Annotated in this window: 12 protein-coding genes; 8 read left to right on the plus strand and 4 right to left on the minus strand. The window is 58.0% G+C overall.

Features of this window, described 5'->3' with window-relative positions:
* Position 1: 1 nt before the first annotated feature.
* From C5Y96_RS06870 to C5Y96_RS06880, 3 genes are read left to right on the plus strand one after another with little or no spacing between them, the layout of a single operon-like run.
* On the plus strand, positions 2 to 2,356 hold the full coding sequence (locus C5Y96_RS06870) for a BatA domain-containing protein (protein WP_105351286.1): 2,355 nt from the start codon (positions 2 to 4) through the stop codon (positions 2,354 to 2,356).
* A 19-nt stretch (positions 2,357 to 2,375) separates the two neighbouring features.
* Complete coding sequence (locus C5Y96_RS06875) at positions 2,376 to 4,643, plus strand: glutamine amidotransferase (RefSeq protein ID WP_105351288.1); 2,268 nt, start codon at positions 2,376 to 2,378, stop codon at positions 4,641 to 4,643.
* 55 nt (positions 4,644 to 4,698) lie between these two features.
* Positions 4,699 to 5,463, plus strand: coding sequence for a DUF695 domain-containing protein (locus tag C5Y96_RS06880; RefSeq protein ID WP_105351290.1), 765 nt, complete (start codon positions 4,699 to 4,701; stop codon positions 5,461 to 5,463).
* Positions 5,464 to 5,572: 109 nt separating this feature from the next.
* Here C5Y96_RS06880 and C5Y96_RS06885 read toward each other — a convergent pair whose 3' ends face one another.
* On the minus strand, positions 5,573 to 6,034 hold the full coding sequence (locus tag C5Y96_RS06885; RefSeq protein WP_105351292.1) for a hypothetical protein: 462 nt from the start codon (positions 6,032 to 6,034) through the stop codon (positions 5,573 to 5,575).
* 374 nt (positions 6,035 to 6,408) lie between these two features.
* Between C5Y96_RS06885 and hemP the strand changes: the two genes are divergently transcribed.
* The gene (gene hemP, locus C5Y96_RS06895; protein ID WP_105351297.1) at positions 6,409 to 6,591 is read left to right on the plus strand and encodes a hemin uptake protein HemP; all 183 of its coding nucleotides are present in this window, start codon (positions 6,409 to 6,411) and stop codon (positions 6,589 to 6,591) included.
* Here the strand turns inward: hemP and C5Y96_RS06900 are convergent.
* Positions 6,575 to 8,263, minus strand: coding sequence for a serine/threonine-protein kinase (locus C5Y96_RS06900; protein WP_105351299.1), 1,689 nt, complete (start codon positions 8,261 to 8,263; stop codon positions 6,575 to 6,577). The genes hemP and C5Y96_RS06900 overlap by 17 nt on opposite strands.
* A 25-nt stretch (positions 8,264 to 8,288) precedes the next feature.
* A complete protein-coding gene (locus C5Y96_RS06905; protein WP_105351302.1) occupies positions 8,289 to 8,918 on the minus strand; it encodes a sigma-70 family RNA polymerase sigma factor in 630 nt (209 codons plus the stop codon).
* Positions 8,919 to 9,233: 315 nt separating this feature from the next.
* Between C5Y96_RS06905 and C5Y96_RS06910 the strand changes: the two genes are divergently transcribed.
* The 4 genes from C5Y96_RS06910 to C5Y96_RS06925 all read left to right on the plus strand — a co-directional run bounded on the left by C5Y96_RS06910 (position 9,234) and on the right by C5Y96_RS06925 (position 15,043).
* Positions 9,234 to 9,677 carry an RNA polymerase sigma factor gene (locus C5Y96_RS06910; protein WP_105351826.1) on the plus strand — a complete coding sequence of 148 codons (444 nt, stop codon included), beginning with the start codon at positions 9,234 to 9,236 and terminating at the stop codon, positions 9,675 to 9,677.
* Between the two features lie 60 nt (positions 9,678 to 9,737).
* Complete coding sequence (locus C5Y96_RS06915) at positions 9,738 to 12,857, plus strand: hypothetical protein (protein WP_105351304.1); 3,120 nt, start codon at positions 9,738 to 9,740, stop codon at positions 12,855 to 12,857.
* Between the two features lie 145 nt (positions 12,858 to 13,002).
* Positions 13,003 to 13,803, plus strand: a complete 801-nt coding sequence (locus C5Y96_RS06920) for an undecaprenyl-diphosphate phosphatase (protein WP_105351307.1) — start codon at positions 13,003 to 13,005, stop codon at positions 13,801 to 13,803.
* A gap of 31 nt (positions 13,804 to 13,834) precedes the next feature.
* Positions 13,835 to 15,043: a GspE/PulE family protein gene (locus tag C5Y96_RS06925; protein WP_105351309.1), complete on the plus strand. Its 1,209-nt coding sequence runs from the start codon at positions 13,835 to 13,837 to the stop codon at positions 15,041 to 15,043.
* Here C5Y96_RS06925 and C5Y96_RS06930 read toward each other — a convergent pair.
* Positions 15,040 to 16,611 (minus strand): dicarboxylate/amino acid:cation symporter, encoded by a 1,572-nt coding sequence (locus tag C5Y96_RS06930; RefSeq protein ID WP_105351311.1) that lies wholly within the window; start codon positions 16,609 to 16,611, stop codon positions 15,040 to 15,042. The genes C5Y96_RS06925 and C5Y96_RS06930 overlap by 4 nt on opposite strands.
* Positions 16,612 to 16,613 lie beyond the last annotated feature (2 nt).

Raw genomic sequence — 16,613 nt, forward strand, 5'->3', positions numbered from 1 at the left:
CATGCAGTTCGCCAACGTCGGCCTGCTGCTGGGAGGCCTGCTCGTAGCCGTGCCGATCATCTTGCACTTGGTGATGCGGCAGCAGCCGAAACAACTGGAATTCCCTGCCCTGCGTTTCGTACGACAACGCAGCGTTCAGAATACGCGCCGCCTGCAACTAAAGCACTGGGTCCTGCTGGCCCTTAGGTGTCTGGCCGTGTTGGCGTTGGTCGCCGCACTGGCCCGCCCTGGCGTTGCGTCGGCGGCACTTGGGCGGTGGGTTCTCTCCGGTTCGCTGGGTGTTATTCTGCTGATTGGGGTCTTCGTTTCCTTGGCGGCCTGGCTGGCCGGCAGTAGCCGCACGCTGGCTTACATTTTGACCGGCGTTACGGCGTTGGTAGGCGTTGGCGCGCTCGTCTCGGCGTTGATGGCCATGTCCAGCAGTTCCGGACCGATCGTAGGAGAACAGGAAGCCCCTGTTGCCGCGGTGATCATCTGCGATACGTCTCCCCGCATGCTCTATCGCCATCAAAATCAAACGCGACTGGAGAAAGCCCAAGAGCTGGGAATGTGGCTTACTTCGCAGCTGCCCGAAGACAGCCAGATGGCCATACTCGATCAGCGCACCCAATCGACCATCTTCGCTCCGGACCGCGGAGCCGCTCGTCAGGCATTGCAGCGTTTGGAGATCGCTGTCGGTGGACAGTCGCTGATCGAACTGACACAGAACGCGCTCAAGATGCTCGAAAGCAATGAGCTTGCTCGCAAAGAGATCTACATCCTGACCGACCTGGCAGCCCCAGCCTGGGATGCCACCGATGCCCAACGACTGAAAACAGCTCTCGCCGAGCAGCCGGACATTCCCCTGTATATCGTCGACGTCGGTGCCGACGACGTGCAGAACGTAGCCATCAGCGACCTGGTCCTTTCCGCCGAGAGCACGCCAGAGAACCACGACGTCACGCTGCAAGTCGAAGTCGTCTCCGACGGAAGCAGTCAGCCGCAAACGCTGGAATTATTCGTCGAACAGATCGACGACAAGCTGCCGATCGTCGAGAACGGCGAGCTGATCGTCCCCAAAGCAGAACGCCGAAATCGCCAGACGATCGAACTAGCCGATGACCAGCCTCGCAGTGTCAGCTTTCGCCTCACAGGGCTCGAAGCCGGCACGCATCATGGCTGGATTCAAATGCTCGGCGAAGATGGCTTGGGTGCCGATAACAAACGCTGGTTCACGATCCAGGCCCGCACGCCATGGTCGTTGTTAGTCGTCAAGTCAGATAAAGCGGTCAGCGATCGGCTAGTCGATGCCTTGGCACCACCTAGCTACCGCGACTCTGGCCGAGCAGCGTTCAAGATCGACGTCATCTCGCAAAGCGAACTAACGCCCGCCAAGATGGAAGAGTATCAAGCGATTGCCATGTTGGATCCGGCCCCCATGCCTGATGCCACCTGGCAGGCACTTTCCAGCTACGTCAACCGTGGCGGTGGATTGATGCTGCTACTAGGCCGTGCTGCCATCAAAGACGACTTCAACACCGAAGCCGCCCAAAGCGTTCTGCCCGGGAAACTATCGCGACAATGGCGAGCCGGCAATCGCGAGTGGTTCCTGGCACCGACGGACTATCAACATTCGGTCCTGTCCCCCTTCCGCGGTACCGGTGCATCGGTCCCGTGGCGAGACTACCCGATCGATCGTTTCTGGTCGTTCGACGACATGGACCAAGACACTAACACGATTGTCCCCTACAACAACGCTGTGCCTGCGTTGATCGAACAACGTATCGGCGATGGCCTCGTGCTGACGCTGACGACATCGGTCTCTGACCCGCGCGGCGATTCGTGGAACAAGCTGTTCACCGGGCTCGATACGTGGCCCTTCTTTGTGCTGTGGAATCAGATGGCGAGGTACGTCGTGCAAGGGGGTGACGATCACTTCAACTACACCGCTGGCGACGTGGCGACCTTGAAGACCGAGCCTGGCAACGAGACGGCAACGCACTTGCTGTTCACGCCCAATGGCATCGATCCGCAGGAAGTCGTTCCCGACGCCGGCACAATCACCATTCCCTTTACCAGCAGCCTGGGAACATATCGCGTGCGTCCCTTGGGTGGCGGCAAGTCGATGGGTTTCAGCGTCAACCTTCCCCCATATGCCACCCGCATGGACAAGCTGACCGAAGCCGACCTGGACGATATCCTCGGCCCCGGACGTTACCGCTTGGCTCGTCAGCAGGAACAGATCGTTCGCGAACAAGGCAAGGCCCGCCTCGGCGTCCCGCTGTTCCCCTGGCTGATGCTGATCGTGGTGATCGTCTTTGGCCTGGAAAATGTATTGGCCAATCGTTTTTACCGACAAGCACCTAGTGAAACTTAACTCGTAGAGAGAACAAACGTTGTCTTACTGGTACCTGCAACCTTTGGGCGAGAGCTATCTCCTGGTGGGGATATTGGTCTTCGCGCTCGTTGCGCTGCTGGTACTGCGGCCTCAGTTTCAAGGGTTAACCCCCCAGCGGCATTGGATCCTCACTGGGCTTCGCTTTGCGGTGATTCTGCTGATTGCTCTAACGCTGCTTCGCCCGACTTGGGTTCGTTCGATCAAAGAGACGCAGAAGTCGCTACTGGTGCTCATGTTCGACACAAGCCGCAGCATGACGGTCCCCGACGCAGGCGACGGTATCCAACGCTACGAAGCCCAGAAACAAACGCTCCAACGACTGGCTCCGGAATTGAATTCACTCGGCAACAACATTGACGTTGCCATCTACCAGTTTGACGAAAACGCCAAGCGTCTCGAATCGGTCGACGGACAAGTGCAATTGCCCCACACGCCGGAAGGTCGTTTTACCGATATCGGCACCTCGATTGCCGAGGTCATGCAGCAGAACATCGGTAAGAAGCTGGCCGGCGTGATTCTGCTTTCCGACGGTGCACAGCGGGTTTATTCTCCTCAGGTTGAAATGCAGCAAGCGGCGCGAGACCTGGCCCGGCTCGAGACCCCCTTGCACACCGTTACCTACGGCAAGGCGATCGATCCTTCTCAGGCCCGCGACGTTGCCGTCGAAACGTTAGCCGATCATTACACCGTCTTCGTCAAGAACGAACTGGCGGTCAAGACATCGGTTCGCATTCAAGGGATGGCCAACCTGCCGGTACCGGTGCAACTGATCGTGGAAGATGCTCAGGGACAAAAGACGATTGTCGAAACCCAAGAGATCACCACGCCGAAGGTTCAGGAAACGCTCGACGTCATCTTCCGCTACACACCGCAAACGTCGGGGCAGTTCAAGCTGAGTGTTGTGGTACCGGACCAGGAAGGGGAACTGGTCACCAAGAACAACGTGCTGAGTGCCTACCTGAATGTCCTTGAAGGGGGATTGAAGCTGCTGTACCTGGAAGGACGCACGGTCGACCGTCCCGAGCAAAAATGGCTGCGACAGGTCGTGGCCGAGTCGGCCGACATGGAACTCGACTTCCGCTGGATCGACCGCCGCCGCCGCGATCAATGGCCGGTGAACCTGACCGAAGTGATCGAAAAGGGAAAGTACGACGTTTTCATCATCGGCGACGTAGATTCCTCCGCACTCAGCCCCGATACGCTCGAACTACTGGCCAAGCAGGTCGAAGATGGCAAAGGCCTGATCATGCTCGGCGGCTTTCATTCCTTCGGTGCCGGTGGCTATCAAACGACCATCTTCCAAAACGTGTTACCGGTTGAAATGAGCCGTTTCGATCGCCAGGACTTCGATGCCCCGATCCGCACCGATATGCACGTGCCCGGACCGATCACCATCGTGGCCAGCGAAAACCATTTTCTCTCTTCCCTCGGCACCGACAGCGAAGGCGTCCCGGCACTCACCGCCGTACCGGGTCTATCCGGGGCGAACAAAGTCACCGGACCGACGCAGCGCGGTATGACGATCCTGGAAACGCAAAATGGCCAGCCGCTGCTGGTGGCTGGCGAATATGGTCTCGGCCGAACGCTGGCCTTCACCGCCGATAGCACCTGGCGTTGGGTCATGGCCGGCAAGAGCGACATCCACAAACGCTTCTGGCGGCAAATCCTCTTATGGCTGGCCAAGAAGGATGGCATTGAAACGCGTGATGTCTGGGTTCAACTGGGACAGCGACGTTATGTACCTGGTGCACCGATCACCTTCACAGCCGGGGCGAACTCACAAAGTGGCGATCCCCTGCGAGGCGTGACCTTCGAATCGACGCTGATCGCCCCGGATGGAAGCCGAACCCTGCTGCGTACGCTGCCTGGCAATGACGTCATCGAAGGAACACTCGACGCTGGCCAGGCGATGGGAGACTACACGATCGAAGTGGTCGCTAAGCAAAACGGCACCAGCGTCGGCACCGGCCTGGGACGCTTCTTTGTCTACGATCAGGACCTGGAATTGAGCGACCCATCAGCCCGGCCTTCCCAGTTAGCGGCGCTCTCGGCAATTACCAAAGACGTTGGCGGGCGAACATGGACGCCGGAAGAACTTCCACAACTGCTCGACCAAATCAAGAACCGCCCTCCCGAAACGGAAGTCGAAGTGCAAACCAAATGGACCTGGCCCGAATCGAGCCGTGATAGCTGGATCAACCTGCTACTGATCGTGGGCCTGTTGGGCTGGGAATGGTATCTAAGAAAACGGTGGAGCATGGTCTGACGCACGGTTATATTGTGGCCTCCACCCTTTTCTTTCGCCGTCAGGAGGCAAGAACGTGTCAGACGATTGGAATGCTTACATCACGCGAATCGAAGATTCGATCACCTCCATTCTTTTGGACATGGGCATTGTCGACGATGCACCTGACCCACAGCGGACATGGCTTGTCAGGGTATCCATTGCACTGCAAAACCCTGATGAATACGGGATGACGACCAATGAAGAGTTCGACGCCATCAATCCCCTTGAAGAAGCCATCGTCGAGGCGATCGAACAAGGATTAGATGCCGTCCATGTTGGCTGCATGACGCACGACGGGCAACGCGCCGTGGTTTTCTACAGCCCGACCTTTGAAGGGGTTGATGTCGCTTTAGGCCCAGTCATGCAAGCATATTCCACCTACGAGTTGAGAAGTAGCTGCCAGGAAGATGCGGAATGGGGGTTCTACTTTGAAATCATGTTCCCATCGCCGTACGAGATGCAGTCGATGTCCAACAGCTCAGTGCTGCAAGGCCTACTTGAAGCGGGAGATAGCTTAGAGCAAGAGCGAGTCGTTTCGCACTGGGCCTATTTCCCGAGTGAACAAGCGCGAGCTCAGTTCATCGTCTCGGTTCAGGAAAAAGGGTACGAGGTCGATCAGGAGAGCTTAGACACCAACGCAGAACCACCCAATCCCTTTGGCGTTCAGATCGATCGCGTCGATCATGTCGACCAGGCCTCGATCGATCAGATCACGATCGAATTATTTGAATTGGCTCAGTCGCTCGAAGGAACCTACGACGGCTGGGAAACGTTTGTCGTCAGAAGTGATGAAGAGTAAGGCAAATAACCGCGGCGGACTGCTCTGCGACAAGCAGTCCGCTCACGGCTTCTGCTGGAGAGAATTGGTGACGATGCGCACATCGCTTGGATTCTTAAACTTGGTACGGCTAATAGCCGCCTGAGGTCAGCTGAAACGTCAAGTAGTTTTCGCCGTTGGCAGATATCTTGGCTCTCAGCGCACCCTTCTTCTCGTATATCTTGGGAACGAAAGCACTCGGTGGTGGGATTCCTTCGCCACGCTGCACCCCTTCAATCATCGCACCAGCCCCTGGCTGCTGCGATTCCAACATCACGTAATAGTCTCCCGGAGCGATACGGCCGCTGGCAATCGTAAACGAGCCACGGTTCACCTCGGTCGAGAATTCCTTCGCCTCGGGATTTCCCACAGGCTTGAACGTGATCATCGCACCGTCCAGCGGACGTCCATCCAGCGTCACTCGTCCCGTGATTTCGCCGACCGAACCGCCGCAACCCGAACACAACATCAGTGTCAGGGCCATCCCCAGCGCCAACACCACACTCGCTTCCACCGGGTTCCGCGTCATCAGTTGCAATCCTCGATCGATCATGGCTGAGTCACCTCATTCACGGCCAAGTGCCGCGATCCAGGAATCGATTTTAGAATTGCGACGGTGTCACGAGGACCAATCGCCGTCCCCCTTAACAGGAAGTTAAAGGCCGCAGCTAACCCACATCTTTTTCCAGCCAAAATCCCCTCGCATTGCGGAATTACTTCCGCTTGAAGTGGTGCAATGACAGCTGGCCGACGGAAGTCGCTGGCGGACAATAGGGCAAACAGTTCGCATATGAGCGTTTTCACACCCAGAGGTTGATACCGAGTATCAATATCGCTATAACCTAACAGAGCGTTAGCCAGTGTCAACGACATCAGCGAATTTCCTTCGGTACCCTCCCCGCTTCGTATGCCTCGAAAAGCTTTCGCATGAATACCTCGGATCAAGAACAAAAGACACCTGCGCCGACCAGCGACCCAATCAACATGTTGAAACGCACCATCCCGTCCGAAGAGATCTTAGCCGGGGAGAAAGAAGTCTGGATTCAGCATGGCGACGCGATCTATCGCTTGTGCGAGACCAAATCTGGCAAGCTCATTCTCCAAAAGTAGAGCCTGCGGGGCGGTAAGGAAGTTCTCGCTGCACGCGTAACCGTTGCCGGTAATACTGCAGACCTGGGATGAAGAAACTGGCGGCCGAGACGACGCCAAAAATTAAATGGGCAGCACTTGGGTACAACGCCATGGGCACACTGCACGCAAAAAGGGCCATCGCCTGAAAGTAAAACCAGCCGGTCAGAATGCCGCCCTTGATGAGGAAGACCATTCCCGAGATGACCGCCAGCAATGGCGACAACTCGAGCGGTTTTAGCCCTAGCAACCATTCTATCGGAAAGAGACATGCCACGCCGATCATGCCTGCCCCCCACACATGCGCGATCTGGCGCTCGACGAACGTGACCGGCCCCATACGACGGCGTAAGTACCAGAAGCACGCGGCCCAGATTCCTGAAATCACCGTCCAGATGGCGATGTAATGCCAGCGATGGCCGTCATTGTTCCACTGCAGAAACTGCGTCATCACACAGCAGATAAACAACACCAGGCTGTGCCACATCCATAACAGTCCCCAGTTTTCCAGCACCTGGGCGTTATGCGTTTCGCGAAACAAGCGCGAGACGACTTGAAAGAACTGGCCACTGCGAGCCGAGATCGCTTCGTCGTTCAAGTACGCTTCAAAGTCCTGGCAAAGCATATCGGCACTGGGATAACGCAGATCCATCGGCTTCTGCAAGCAACGCAGCGTAATCATCTCCAGGTCGCGATCAACTTTCGGGTTCACTTCGTGCGGTAGCGGCGGATCTTGTTCCAAGACCTTCAGCAGCACGTCGACCGGCGTCCTTCCCTGAAAAGGAGGCTGTCCGGTGATCATGGCAAACAGAATCGTGCCCAGGCCATATACGTCGCTACAAATGCCAACCGCCCCACGATCGCCGCTGGCCTGCTCTGGGGCCATAAACGCAGGCGTCCCGATAATAGCCCCGCTCCGCGTGATGCTGTCGACATCGCTGGTAACCTGCTTGGCCAGGCCAAAGTCGGTCACGACAGGGCTACCGTTCTTGTCGATCAAGATGTTCGAAGGCTTCAAATCGCGGTGCAAAATGCCGTGCTGATGCGCTTCGTGAACGGCGCTCGAGATGATTTGCATCATCCGTGCGGCTTCCTTCGCCGGCATCGGGCCGCGGGCCAGTCGCTGCGAAAGTGTCTCTCCTTCGACGTACTTCATGCTGAAGTAATACCGTCCGTCGCGCTGCCCCACTTCGTACACCGGAACAATTCCCGGGTGGCTCAGTCGCGCGGCCGATTCCGCTTCGGCGAGAAAGCGGCTCAGTTCGTCCTCGGAAGCAAGCTGTGCCTTGAGGATCATCTTCACCGCCACAATGCGGTTCAGGCTCACCTGTCGAGCCCGGTAAACGACCCCCATACCGCCGCGGCCGATCTCCTCCAATAGTTCGTAATCGCCAAAGCGCAGCGGCAGTTTCAGCTGCGAGAGCTTTTCAGGAATGGGCGCTTCGCCAGAGCCGGGGCTGGTAATCGAAATGTTGAGCGCGACCGCGTCGGCCAGCATCACTGCGCCCCATACTTCCTTCAGATCTTCTGCCAGGTGAGGATATTCCTGGGTGACTTCTTCCAGATTCACCGCTTCGCCGCGCTGCACGCGCTGGGTCAAATCATCCAGAAGCTCGGCCAGTTGTTCGTCGATTTCATCTCGGTCGGTGGCCATGCTTAAGCGTTGACTTCAGAAAGAATTACTCATCGACAGCCGTCGGACCCAATAGTGATCGCAGGCGGCGAATGGCCCGCAAGTAACGCATACTGGCCGCTGCCGGAGTCAGTTCGAGCGCCGCAGCGACGTCCTGATTCGAGAGCTGCTCGAAGTGTCGCATGATGACGACTTCACGGTCTTGCTCGTCCAACTGATCGATGGCCGCTTGAAAGCGTATGTGCAGCTCCTGCATGGTAGCGGCCGCCCCCGGCGTTGTATTCTGATCGCACAACTGGGCAGCCAGATCGACCGACGACTGATCCATATTGAATCCGACGTTCATGTTCTGTTCGCGGTCGACACTTCGTTTTCCACTGACCCGATGACGGCGATGGGCGTCGATAATTCGATCTTTCGCCATGTGTCGCAGCCATAAATGAAATGGCATTTTCGGGTTTTCGAGATAATCGGCCAAGCGGCGATTGGCATCGACCAGAACCTCTTGGACAATATCACTAGCGTCGACACGCTGTTGAATACGCTTATCCAGACGCATTTCAATCATGCGCCGCAGCGAGTCGCGATGCCGCTGGAGCAACGCATCTCTCGCGGAAGTATCCCCGTCTCGGGCACCTTGCAGGAGTTGTTGCGTTTTGTCAGTTTCTGGCCACATATATGTTTATTATTTTGAGCGAGGGGGGCCCCCAGCAAGCCACCAGACTAGAATTCCGGGAGAACCAGACCGACATTAACCCATAAAACCGGCCAATCTGGTGTTAAATCGCAACCATTCTGTTAAAAAATCGGTGCCCAGTCTGAATCGTTTTGGCTGGTCGTCTCGTCTACCTATGCGTAAGGGCCCATTGTGGAGCATTCGCGTCGCGCAAGCAGTACCCCCCCTACGGAAAACCGTGGGGATACGTTGGAGACCCATTTTTCGGGTCTTCACGGGGAACTATTGGGCACGCTGTACCACCTTTTGGGCAACATGGACGACGCCCATGATGCCCTCCAAGAGACCTTTATCAAGTGTTGGCGAAACCGTGAGCAATTACCCGAAATAGAAAACGTAAGGGCATGGATTTTCCGCATTGCCGTGAATACGGGTCGCGACATGCGGATGACCGCTTGGAGACGCAAGCGCCAGGCACTGGGGGACGAACAGCAAGTCGTCCCCAGTAAAGAGGCGACCCCCGAGCATCATGCCCACAGGTCCGAGCAAATGGAACGTTTACGGATTGCCGTATCAGAGCTCCGTGACGAAGAACGGGAGGTCTTCCTACTTCGTCAGAACGGAGACCTTACGTACGAAGCAATCGCCGAAGCCCTTTCCATTCCCCTCGGAACGGTCAAAACACGGATGCGAATGGCCCTCGCGCACCTGCGAGAGCACCTGGTCCCGCAAGAGTCACCCCGAAAGAATCCTTTGTAAGTTAACGATTGTGCGAGTAGCCTTGATGGCAAGTCGCACCCAGCAGAACCTCACAGAGCAATGGACGATCGCGAATTACTCCAGCAGCAGATGCTGGAACTGATATATGGCCTACTCTCGGACGAAGAGTCCGCAGAGCTGGTCGATCGTATCAGTTCCGACGGGCAGCTGGCGCGCGAATACGCCGAGCTCAAAGAGCAGACCGAACTGCTGGGAGAAGTCGCCAAGGCCAGCAAGCAGCCTCCCAACTACGACCAGTGGAAACGCGAAGCCGAAGACGATCGCCCATCGCCGCGAACGCCAGCGGCAACCTGGGCCTCGCGCACGCTGCAGGTCGTTGCGGCGCTGGCAGCCTGTTTACTCATTGCCGCGCTCGGCTACCCCATGCTGAGCATCGACCAGCAAGACCAAACGCTCGCTCTGGCCAAACAGAAAGAAAACCTGGCCAGTAACTTCCTCAGCGTTTCAGTAACCGGTCCTTCGTTGATGGCGGCCGAAGTTCGTAACGACTTCTTCGTTTCGATCGAGAATGCCGACGCCCAGCCGGTTGATGCTGAAGTCGAATACACGTTCAAAAACCCGGAAGGGGCAACCGTCTACTACGGTCTGACCAAGGCCATCAACGGCCAGGTTACTTGCCAGATTCCGGCCGATGAGGTTTCGTACGCGGCGAAGCTCGAAGTGGTTGCTCGGCACGAGCAAGCGAAGAGCCAGCTCGATGTCGACGTCAAAGCCGCCCCTCCTAAACCAATCGCCGTACTACAAACCGACCGCGAGATCGCCGCCCCAGGCGAAACGGTCAACTTCCGCGCGGTGGTGCTCGATCCGCAAACCAATCGCGATCAGCCTGCCAATGTCGACTTCGTTTACAGCCTGCCCAACCAAAGCGGCCTCAATCGTATCGCCAGTGCTGAAACGTCGACGCTCCAAGGGGTTGCTCAAGGGCAACTGCAAGTCCCGGCATCCAAAGACTTTGACAATGTCGAATTGGGCGTACAAAGTCCGCAGCTGCAAAACTTCTTCCAGCAACGTGCACTGCCGGTGATCGATGCCCAGTCGAGTGACAGTGAAGATCTCGTTCGGATCAGCGCAAGCAATTATGGCCGAGGTTTTGCGAACGATGCTGTGGACGCCTACAGTGACATTGCTCCTTCGCAGATTGCCGCGATGCCGGAAGGGGGCAAGCTGGTCGCTGGCGTGTCGAATCGTGTCCGTTACCTGGCCACGCGAGACCAAGACACTAAACGACGCGCCCAGCTACAGGTTCGTGGTGCCGAGGCCAGACAAGTCGCTGAAACGGATAAGCCCGATCAAGATTACGGCTACTTCGAGTTCGTCCCGCAGCCGATGCAGGACTACACCGTGGAAGTAGTCGAAGAGAACCAGGCTCCGCGCGAAGAACAAATCGCCCAGGCTCAGACCTTGCCGGCTGCCTTGCAGGTCAACAACGGCGTCGCCTTGTCGAACCAGCCGCTGGAAGTCGAAGTCCGCGTTGCCCAGCCCAACAGCACGCTCGCGTTGGTGGCCAACGACGGCTACAACACCATTGGGCACAACCTGTGGGAAGTGGGCGTCAACGCCCCGATCACCCAGCCGGTGCAACTCGATCTGCCAGCCGAAGCCAGCGGGGCCCAGCGGGTACAGCTCTTCAGCGTCCCCTCGCCGGACGAAGAAAACGCAGGCGCACAGCCACAGTTAATCGCCGAACGAATCATCTACCGTATTCCTGTGCAGCGGTACGATATCGACGTCGACGGACTGCCTGACCAGGCCGATCCGGGGCAAAGCCTGAACTTGCACGTCAGCGTGAAGGACGAATACGCCAGCCCTGCTCAGGCTACGTTAGGCGTGCAAATGGAACGCATGTCCGACTTGCTGCCCCAATCGCAGCAGCCGATTGGCCTCGAAGGAGAATGGTTCTTCAATCGCCGCGTACAAGTTCCCGCCGGGGCTGCCCCCCTACCCGAGAACATCCGAGATCTTGAGAAAGACAGCGGCTGGCTCGATCAGGTCTTGGCTCTTTCGACCTGGAAGGAAGATCCACCCGCGACAGATCCCGAAACCCCGGAAATGATCGCTCAGGCCTCCAAGGAAGCCGAGGCGTTATCGTCCGTCTCGCCAGACAAGTTGCCGGTCATGCGGCGATCGAACAAGAAGGTGATCCAGTCGCAGTACCAACAGGCACTTGCCGCCATCCATGCCGACTGGGAATCGCAGTTGGAAGGTATTCGCCAGACATCCAGTTGGATGCTGACCGTGGCCGGCGGGATCCTGGTGGTCTGCTTGATCGGCCTGGCCGTCGTGCAAGGTCTGCCCAAGATCCGCGTCTGGGGGCCAGGCATCCTGGTCGCCCTGGGTGCCGTCCTGTGGGGGATCTTCTCGTTCAATCTCTCACTTCCAGAAATGACCGCCCCAACTGCCGGCAGGCCAGAGATGGTCGCACTGAACGAACCCAAGAATATGGATTCATCGCGTGCTGTTAACGCTCCGAAGGAGCTCGCAGAAAAGCCAGCAACCAGTTGGATGGCCGAAAATGTTGCTACCCCGATGGCAGAAGAAAGCGCGGCGGATACCTCGCTGCCCGGCGGCATGGCCGAGAGCTCTGGTCAGTTGCTCCCAGCCGTCGAAATGCAACGCGGCAGCCAACCATCGCCGCAGAAGGTTCATGTCGAACTGCGTTCCGGCCCGGCGCGTTTCGCTCAACCGATGCCCGGTGCCGGCGGAATGGGAGGCAGCATCAGCGCCCCCGGCATTGGTACCATGTCGAATCCCGCTGGCGGTATGGGCCGGGGTGACTTCGGCGGCGGGGCGCGTTCGATTCAAACAGAGCCCGACGCGATGCCTCTTCCGGCAGCCCCGGCGAGTGCCAGCGCAAACGAGCCTCAACCTGAGGCCAGCAATGCCAAGTCAGCGGAACGCCTGATGGCTCGCTCTAACGATGGCCTGAACAAAGCAGAACAGCTTTTACCGGAACCGATTCTCTGGCAGCCACGCTTGACGACCAATTTGGCTGGGCAGGTGAACATTCCGGTGCAGTTGCCACAGCAGCCTGGCCGGTATCGTTTGCTGATCGATGCCCACGGTTCTGGGCGTTTGGGAACCGTCGTTCGCTACGTTGAAGTTCGTCCGTCTAATCTTATCGCTCCCGTTCCCGCGCCCACAAAGAAAGCCGCGAACTAACCGGACGCTGCCTGTAACGGTTCTGCGGATCTTACCGCTTGAAAGCGCATCGCGAAGTCACATTTCTCATACCCTTCACCCCTTACCCCTTAGGTGCGGCGGAGAATAGAGAAACTTTCTTCCGCCGCGTGAGGGTCGTGTTTCCGTGGATTTACCTGTTTGGCAAATCATTTTGCTGGCCATCGTGCAGGGCATCGCCGAGTTCCTGCCGATCAGTTCGTCAGGCCATCTGGTGGTTCTGGCGACGCTGCTGGGGGCCGATGCCGAAAACTTCGACCTGGTCGAACTCAACATCGTGCTGCACGCCGGCACGCTCGGCTCGATTCTGGTGGTCTACCGCAAGCAACTATTCGAAGCGTTGACCAAAGACTGGCGGATCTTATTTCTATTGGCCGTGGCCACCATGCCGGCCGTGATTGCCGCGATCGGGTTGAAAATCACCCATGCCGATGACCTGCTCGAATCGCCCCTGGTAGCCGGTATCTGTCTTCTGATAACCGGCGCGATTCTGCTTCTTTCGCAGCGACTTCCTCAGCGTGAACAAACGTACGAAGCGACCTTGTTGAGCCAGGCCTGGTGGATTGGCTGTGCTCAGGCCTTCGCCATTTTGCCCGGCATTTCCCGTAGCGGCTCGACCATCTGCAGCGGCCAGGCGTTGGGACTTTCCCGCGAAGGTGCCGCGACGTTCTCATTTTTGATGGCAGTACCGGCGATCCTGGGGGCAATCGTTTTGGAACTGGCCAAGTCCCTTTCCGCGTCCTCCGATGCCGACAACGGCCTGCCAGCCTGGCTGCTTCTATTGGGAGCGTTGGTTTCGTTTGCCGTGGGATGGGGCTCGCTGATCGCCTTGCTGCAAATCGTCCAACGAGGGCGACTGCACTGGTTTGCGTGGTGGTGTTTCGCGGTCGGGTTGTTTGTGCTCGTGTGGCAGACGACGATAGGATAGAGCCTCTCGTTCCTCAGCGCCAGATAAAACGATGCAACTGACCGAACTTCACCAGCAGCTACTCCAGCAAGACCCCAAGGCAGATGCCTACGCCGAAGGGATCGTTGCCGGGCTGCTCCAAGGGGCGTTGGCACTACGGGCCAGCGATGTCCACCTGCAACCGACAACTAGCGGATACCATATCAAGATTCGCATCGATGGGGTGCTGCAAACGCTCGGCGACATTCCTCGCGGCGAAAAGACCGACGCCGCGGCCAGGCTGAAGATCCTCGCCGGCCTTCTGACCTACCGCACCGATATCCCCCAAGAAGGACGCGTCAGCGATCTGACGTTCGGGCAGGAAGTCCGCGTCAGTACCTTCCCTGCCCTGCACGGCGAACGGGTGGTCATTCGTATCCTCTGGCAGCAAGACGAACTGCATCACATCAGCGACCTTGGCCTGCCCAAGAGCATTGCCGACGACCTCGCAGCGTTGCTGAAAGAGTCCTCCGGCATGATCCTCGTCGCTGGCCCCGCCGGCAGCGGCAAGTCGACGACAGCCTATGCGTGCCTGCGTCATATCGCGACTGAGCAGCAGGGCGGACGCAGTATCGTCACACTGGAAGATCCGATCGAGTCGGAAATCCCTGGCATCTCACAAAGCCATATTCGCCCGAGTGCCGGCTTCGACTTCGCAACCGGCCTGCGCAGCCTGATGCGGCAAGACCCCGAGGTGATCCTCGTGGGCGAGATTCGCGACCCGGTCACGGTCGAAACGGCCATGCAGGCCAGTCTCACGGGGCAGCTGGTGCTCAGCACGTTCCACAGCGGCAGTGCGGCCGAAGCGATCCGCCGGCTGATCGACATGGGGATTCCGACTTATATGATTCAAAGCGGCCTGCTGGGGGTGCTGCATCAACGCCTGGTGCGAACGCTCTGCGAGTGCGCGATACCATGCGAAGAGGACCAACGCTTCGGCTTTGCCATCGCAGGAATGAAACAGCCCGGCGGCTGCGAGAAGTGCCGCGGCATCGGCTATCTCGGACGCACGCTGCTGGCCGAGTGGCTCGTCCCGCACCAGCATCGTCTCTCGCAGCTGTCGCTCGAGACGGCCACTTCCGCTTCAATCGAGGCCTGGGCCGTTGAAGCTGGCATGCTCACGCGCTGGTCGCAAGCGGAAGCGATGCTATCCAGCGGCATCACCAGCCCCGCGGAAATCCGCCGCGTGCTCGGCTTCCGCGATGATCCATCCAAGCTTTAGGCCGCTTCCGGTGCAGGCTCCGCCGCCGCTTGCTTCTGCACAACCATCGTATCGATGATTCCGGCACCGCACGCGTCGCCGTAGACATTGACGGTCGTTCGTAGCCGGTCGAGGAACCAGTCAATCGCCAGGATCGTACCGATGCCTGTCATCGGCAGGCCAACCGCTTGCAGCACGATGACCATCGTCACCAGGCCCGCTTCCGGAATGCCAGCGGCACCCACGGCAGCCAGAGACGCGGTGAGGAATACGATCACGAGATCAGCCGTTGAAAGATCGATCCCTAGCGTCTGCGCAATGAAAATCACCGCCACCGCTTCATACAGCGCCGTACCGTCCATGTTAATGGTGGCACCCAGCGGCAAAACGAACGAGGCGGCGCGGTTCGAGACCTTGTTGTTTTCTTCCACACATTCCATCGTGACCGGCAGCGTCGCCGCGCTGCTGGCCGTGCTGACGGAAGTTAGCAAAGCTCGCAGCAGGTTGAACGTGTAAGTCATAGGGTTTCGCTTGCCGAGTACGCCCAGCAGCGTGGCCAGAACAAGCGAATGGATCAACAGCCCAATGACGACCGTTGCTACGTACCAGCCGATTGCCTGAAGCTGTTCCAGGAAGCCAGCCCCACCTCCATTCTTGGCGATGTTCGAACTAACGAGCCCAAAGATGCCGATTGGCGCAAACATCATCACCATGTGCACCATCTTCATCACCGCTTCGTTACAGACATTGAAGAAGCGAATGACGAGGGTCCCTTCTTCGCCCAGCGTGGTGAGCGCGCCTCCGAAGACGATGGCAAAGACGATCAGCGCCAGCACGTTGGTGTTGGTTGCGGCCAGAAACAAGTTCGAGGGAAACATGCCGCTGCCGGGGTCCCCTTCGCGGCCGCGGAAGACATCGAGGAAGACCTCCATGGTGGTCTGCCCTTCTTTCGCTTCGACCGTCTCGGTGCGAAAGGCGAACGTATCATCGGCCGAATTGCCTGGCTGAATGATGATGACCAGCACGATCCCGATGAACACGGCGATCGCCCCGGTGCTGAAATAGTAGAAGATGGTCGAGAGCCCCACGCGTCCCATCTTCCGAATATCACCCAGCGAGGTGATCCCGCTGATCATGCTGGTGATGACCAACGGAATGACCAGCAGCTTCAACACCTGCAGGAACAGGTCACCGCAGAACTCGCAGAAGATATAGACAGACTGAGCAAAGCCTAGCTTGCCGGCTTTTTTGTCGGCCTCGACAGCCTCCACGGTTTTCTTCGTGTCATCAATGCGGGCCTGGATCGTCGGTAGCTGTCCTTCCAGACGATCGGCTTCTTTGGTCAACCGCTGGGCGATCTGGGGATCGTCCGTCTCTTTGGCCTGCTCGCGGTACTTGGCAGCATCCGACTGTTTCTGCTCGATCGTCTTCTCGAGCCGGGTCAGCTCCTTCTCAGGCCCTTCCGAGGCCATCCACATCGACTCTCCATAGAAAAGCCCCAATAGAACGCCCAAAACGATACCTACCAGAATAAGTATCAGGCCACGCATGCTGTTGTCTGGCTTCGACGCTTCCGCAGTGTCGGTCATCG

The sequence above is a fragment of the Blastopirellula marina genome (assembly GCF_002967715.1).
GTDB classification, from domain to species: domain Bacteria; phylum Planctomycetota; class Planctomycetia; order Pirellulales; family Pirellulaceae; genus Bremerella; species Bremerella marina_B.

What these genes read in the sequence shown, in the direction of transcription:
- C5Y96_RS06885 (WP_105351292.1), bottom strand. Translation starts at nt 6,034, where the DNA reads ATGATCGATCGAGGATTGCAACTGATGACGCGGAACCCGGTGGAAGCG.
- C5Y96_RS06930 (WP_105351311.1), bottom strand. Translation starts at nt 16,611, where the DNA reads ATGACCGACACTGCGGAAGCGTCGAAGCCAGACAACAGCATGCGTGGC.
- hemP (WP_105351297.1), top strand. Translation starts at nt 6,409, where the DNA reads ATGAATACCTCGGATCAAGAACAAAAGACACCTGCGCCGACCAGCGAC.
- C5Y96_RS06900 (WP_105351299.1), bottom strand. Translation starts at nt 8,263, where the DNA reads ATGGCCACCGACCGAGATGAAATCGACGAACAACTGGCCGAGCTTCTG.
- C5Y96_RS06915 (WP_105351304.1), top strand. Translation starts at nt 9,738, where the DNA reads ATGGACGATCGCGAATTACTCCAGCAGCAGATGCTGGAACTGATATAT.
- C5Y96_RS06925 (WP_105351309.1), top strand. Translation starts at nt 13,835, where the DNA reads ATGCAACTGACCGAACTTCACCAGCAGCTACTCCAGCAAGACCCCAAG.
- C5Y96_RS06870 (WP_105351286.1), top strand. Translation starts at nt 2, where the DNA reads ATGCAGTTCGCCAACGTCGGCCTGCTGCTGGGAGGCCTGCTCGTAGCC.
- C5Y96_RS06905 (WP_105351302.1), bottom strand. Translation starts at nt 8,918, where the DNA reads ATGTGGCCAGAAACTGACAAAACGCAACAACTCCTGCAAGGTGCCCGA.
- C5Y96_RS06910 (WP_105351826.1), top strand. Translation starts at nt 9,234, where the DNA reads ATGGACGACGCCCATGATGCCCTCCAAGAGACCTTTATCAAGTGTTGG.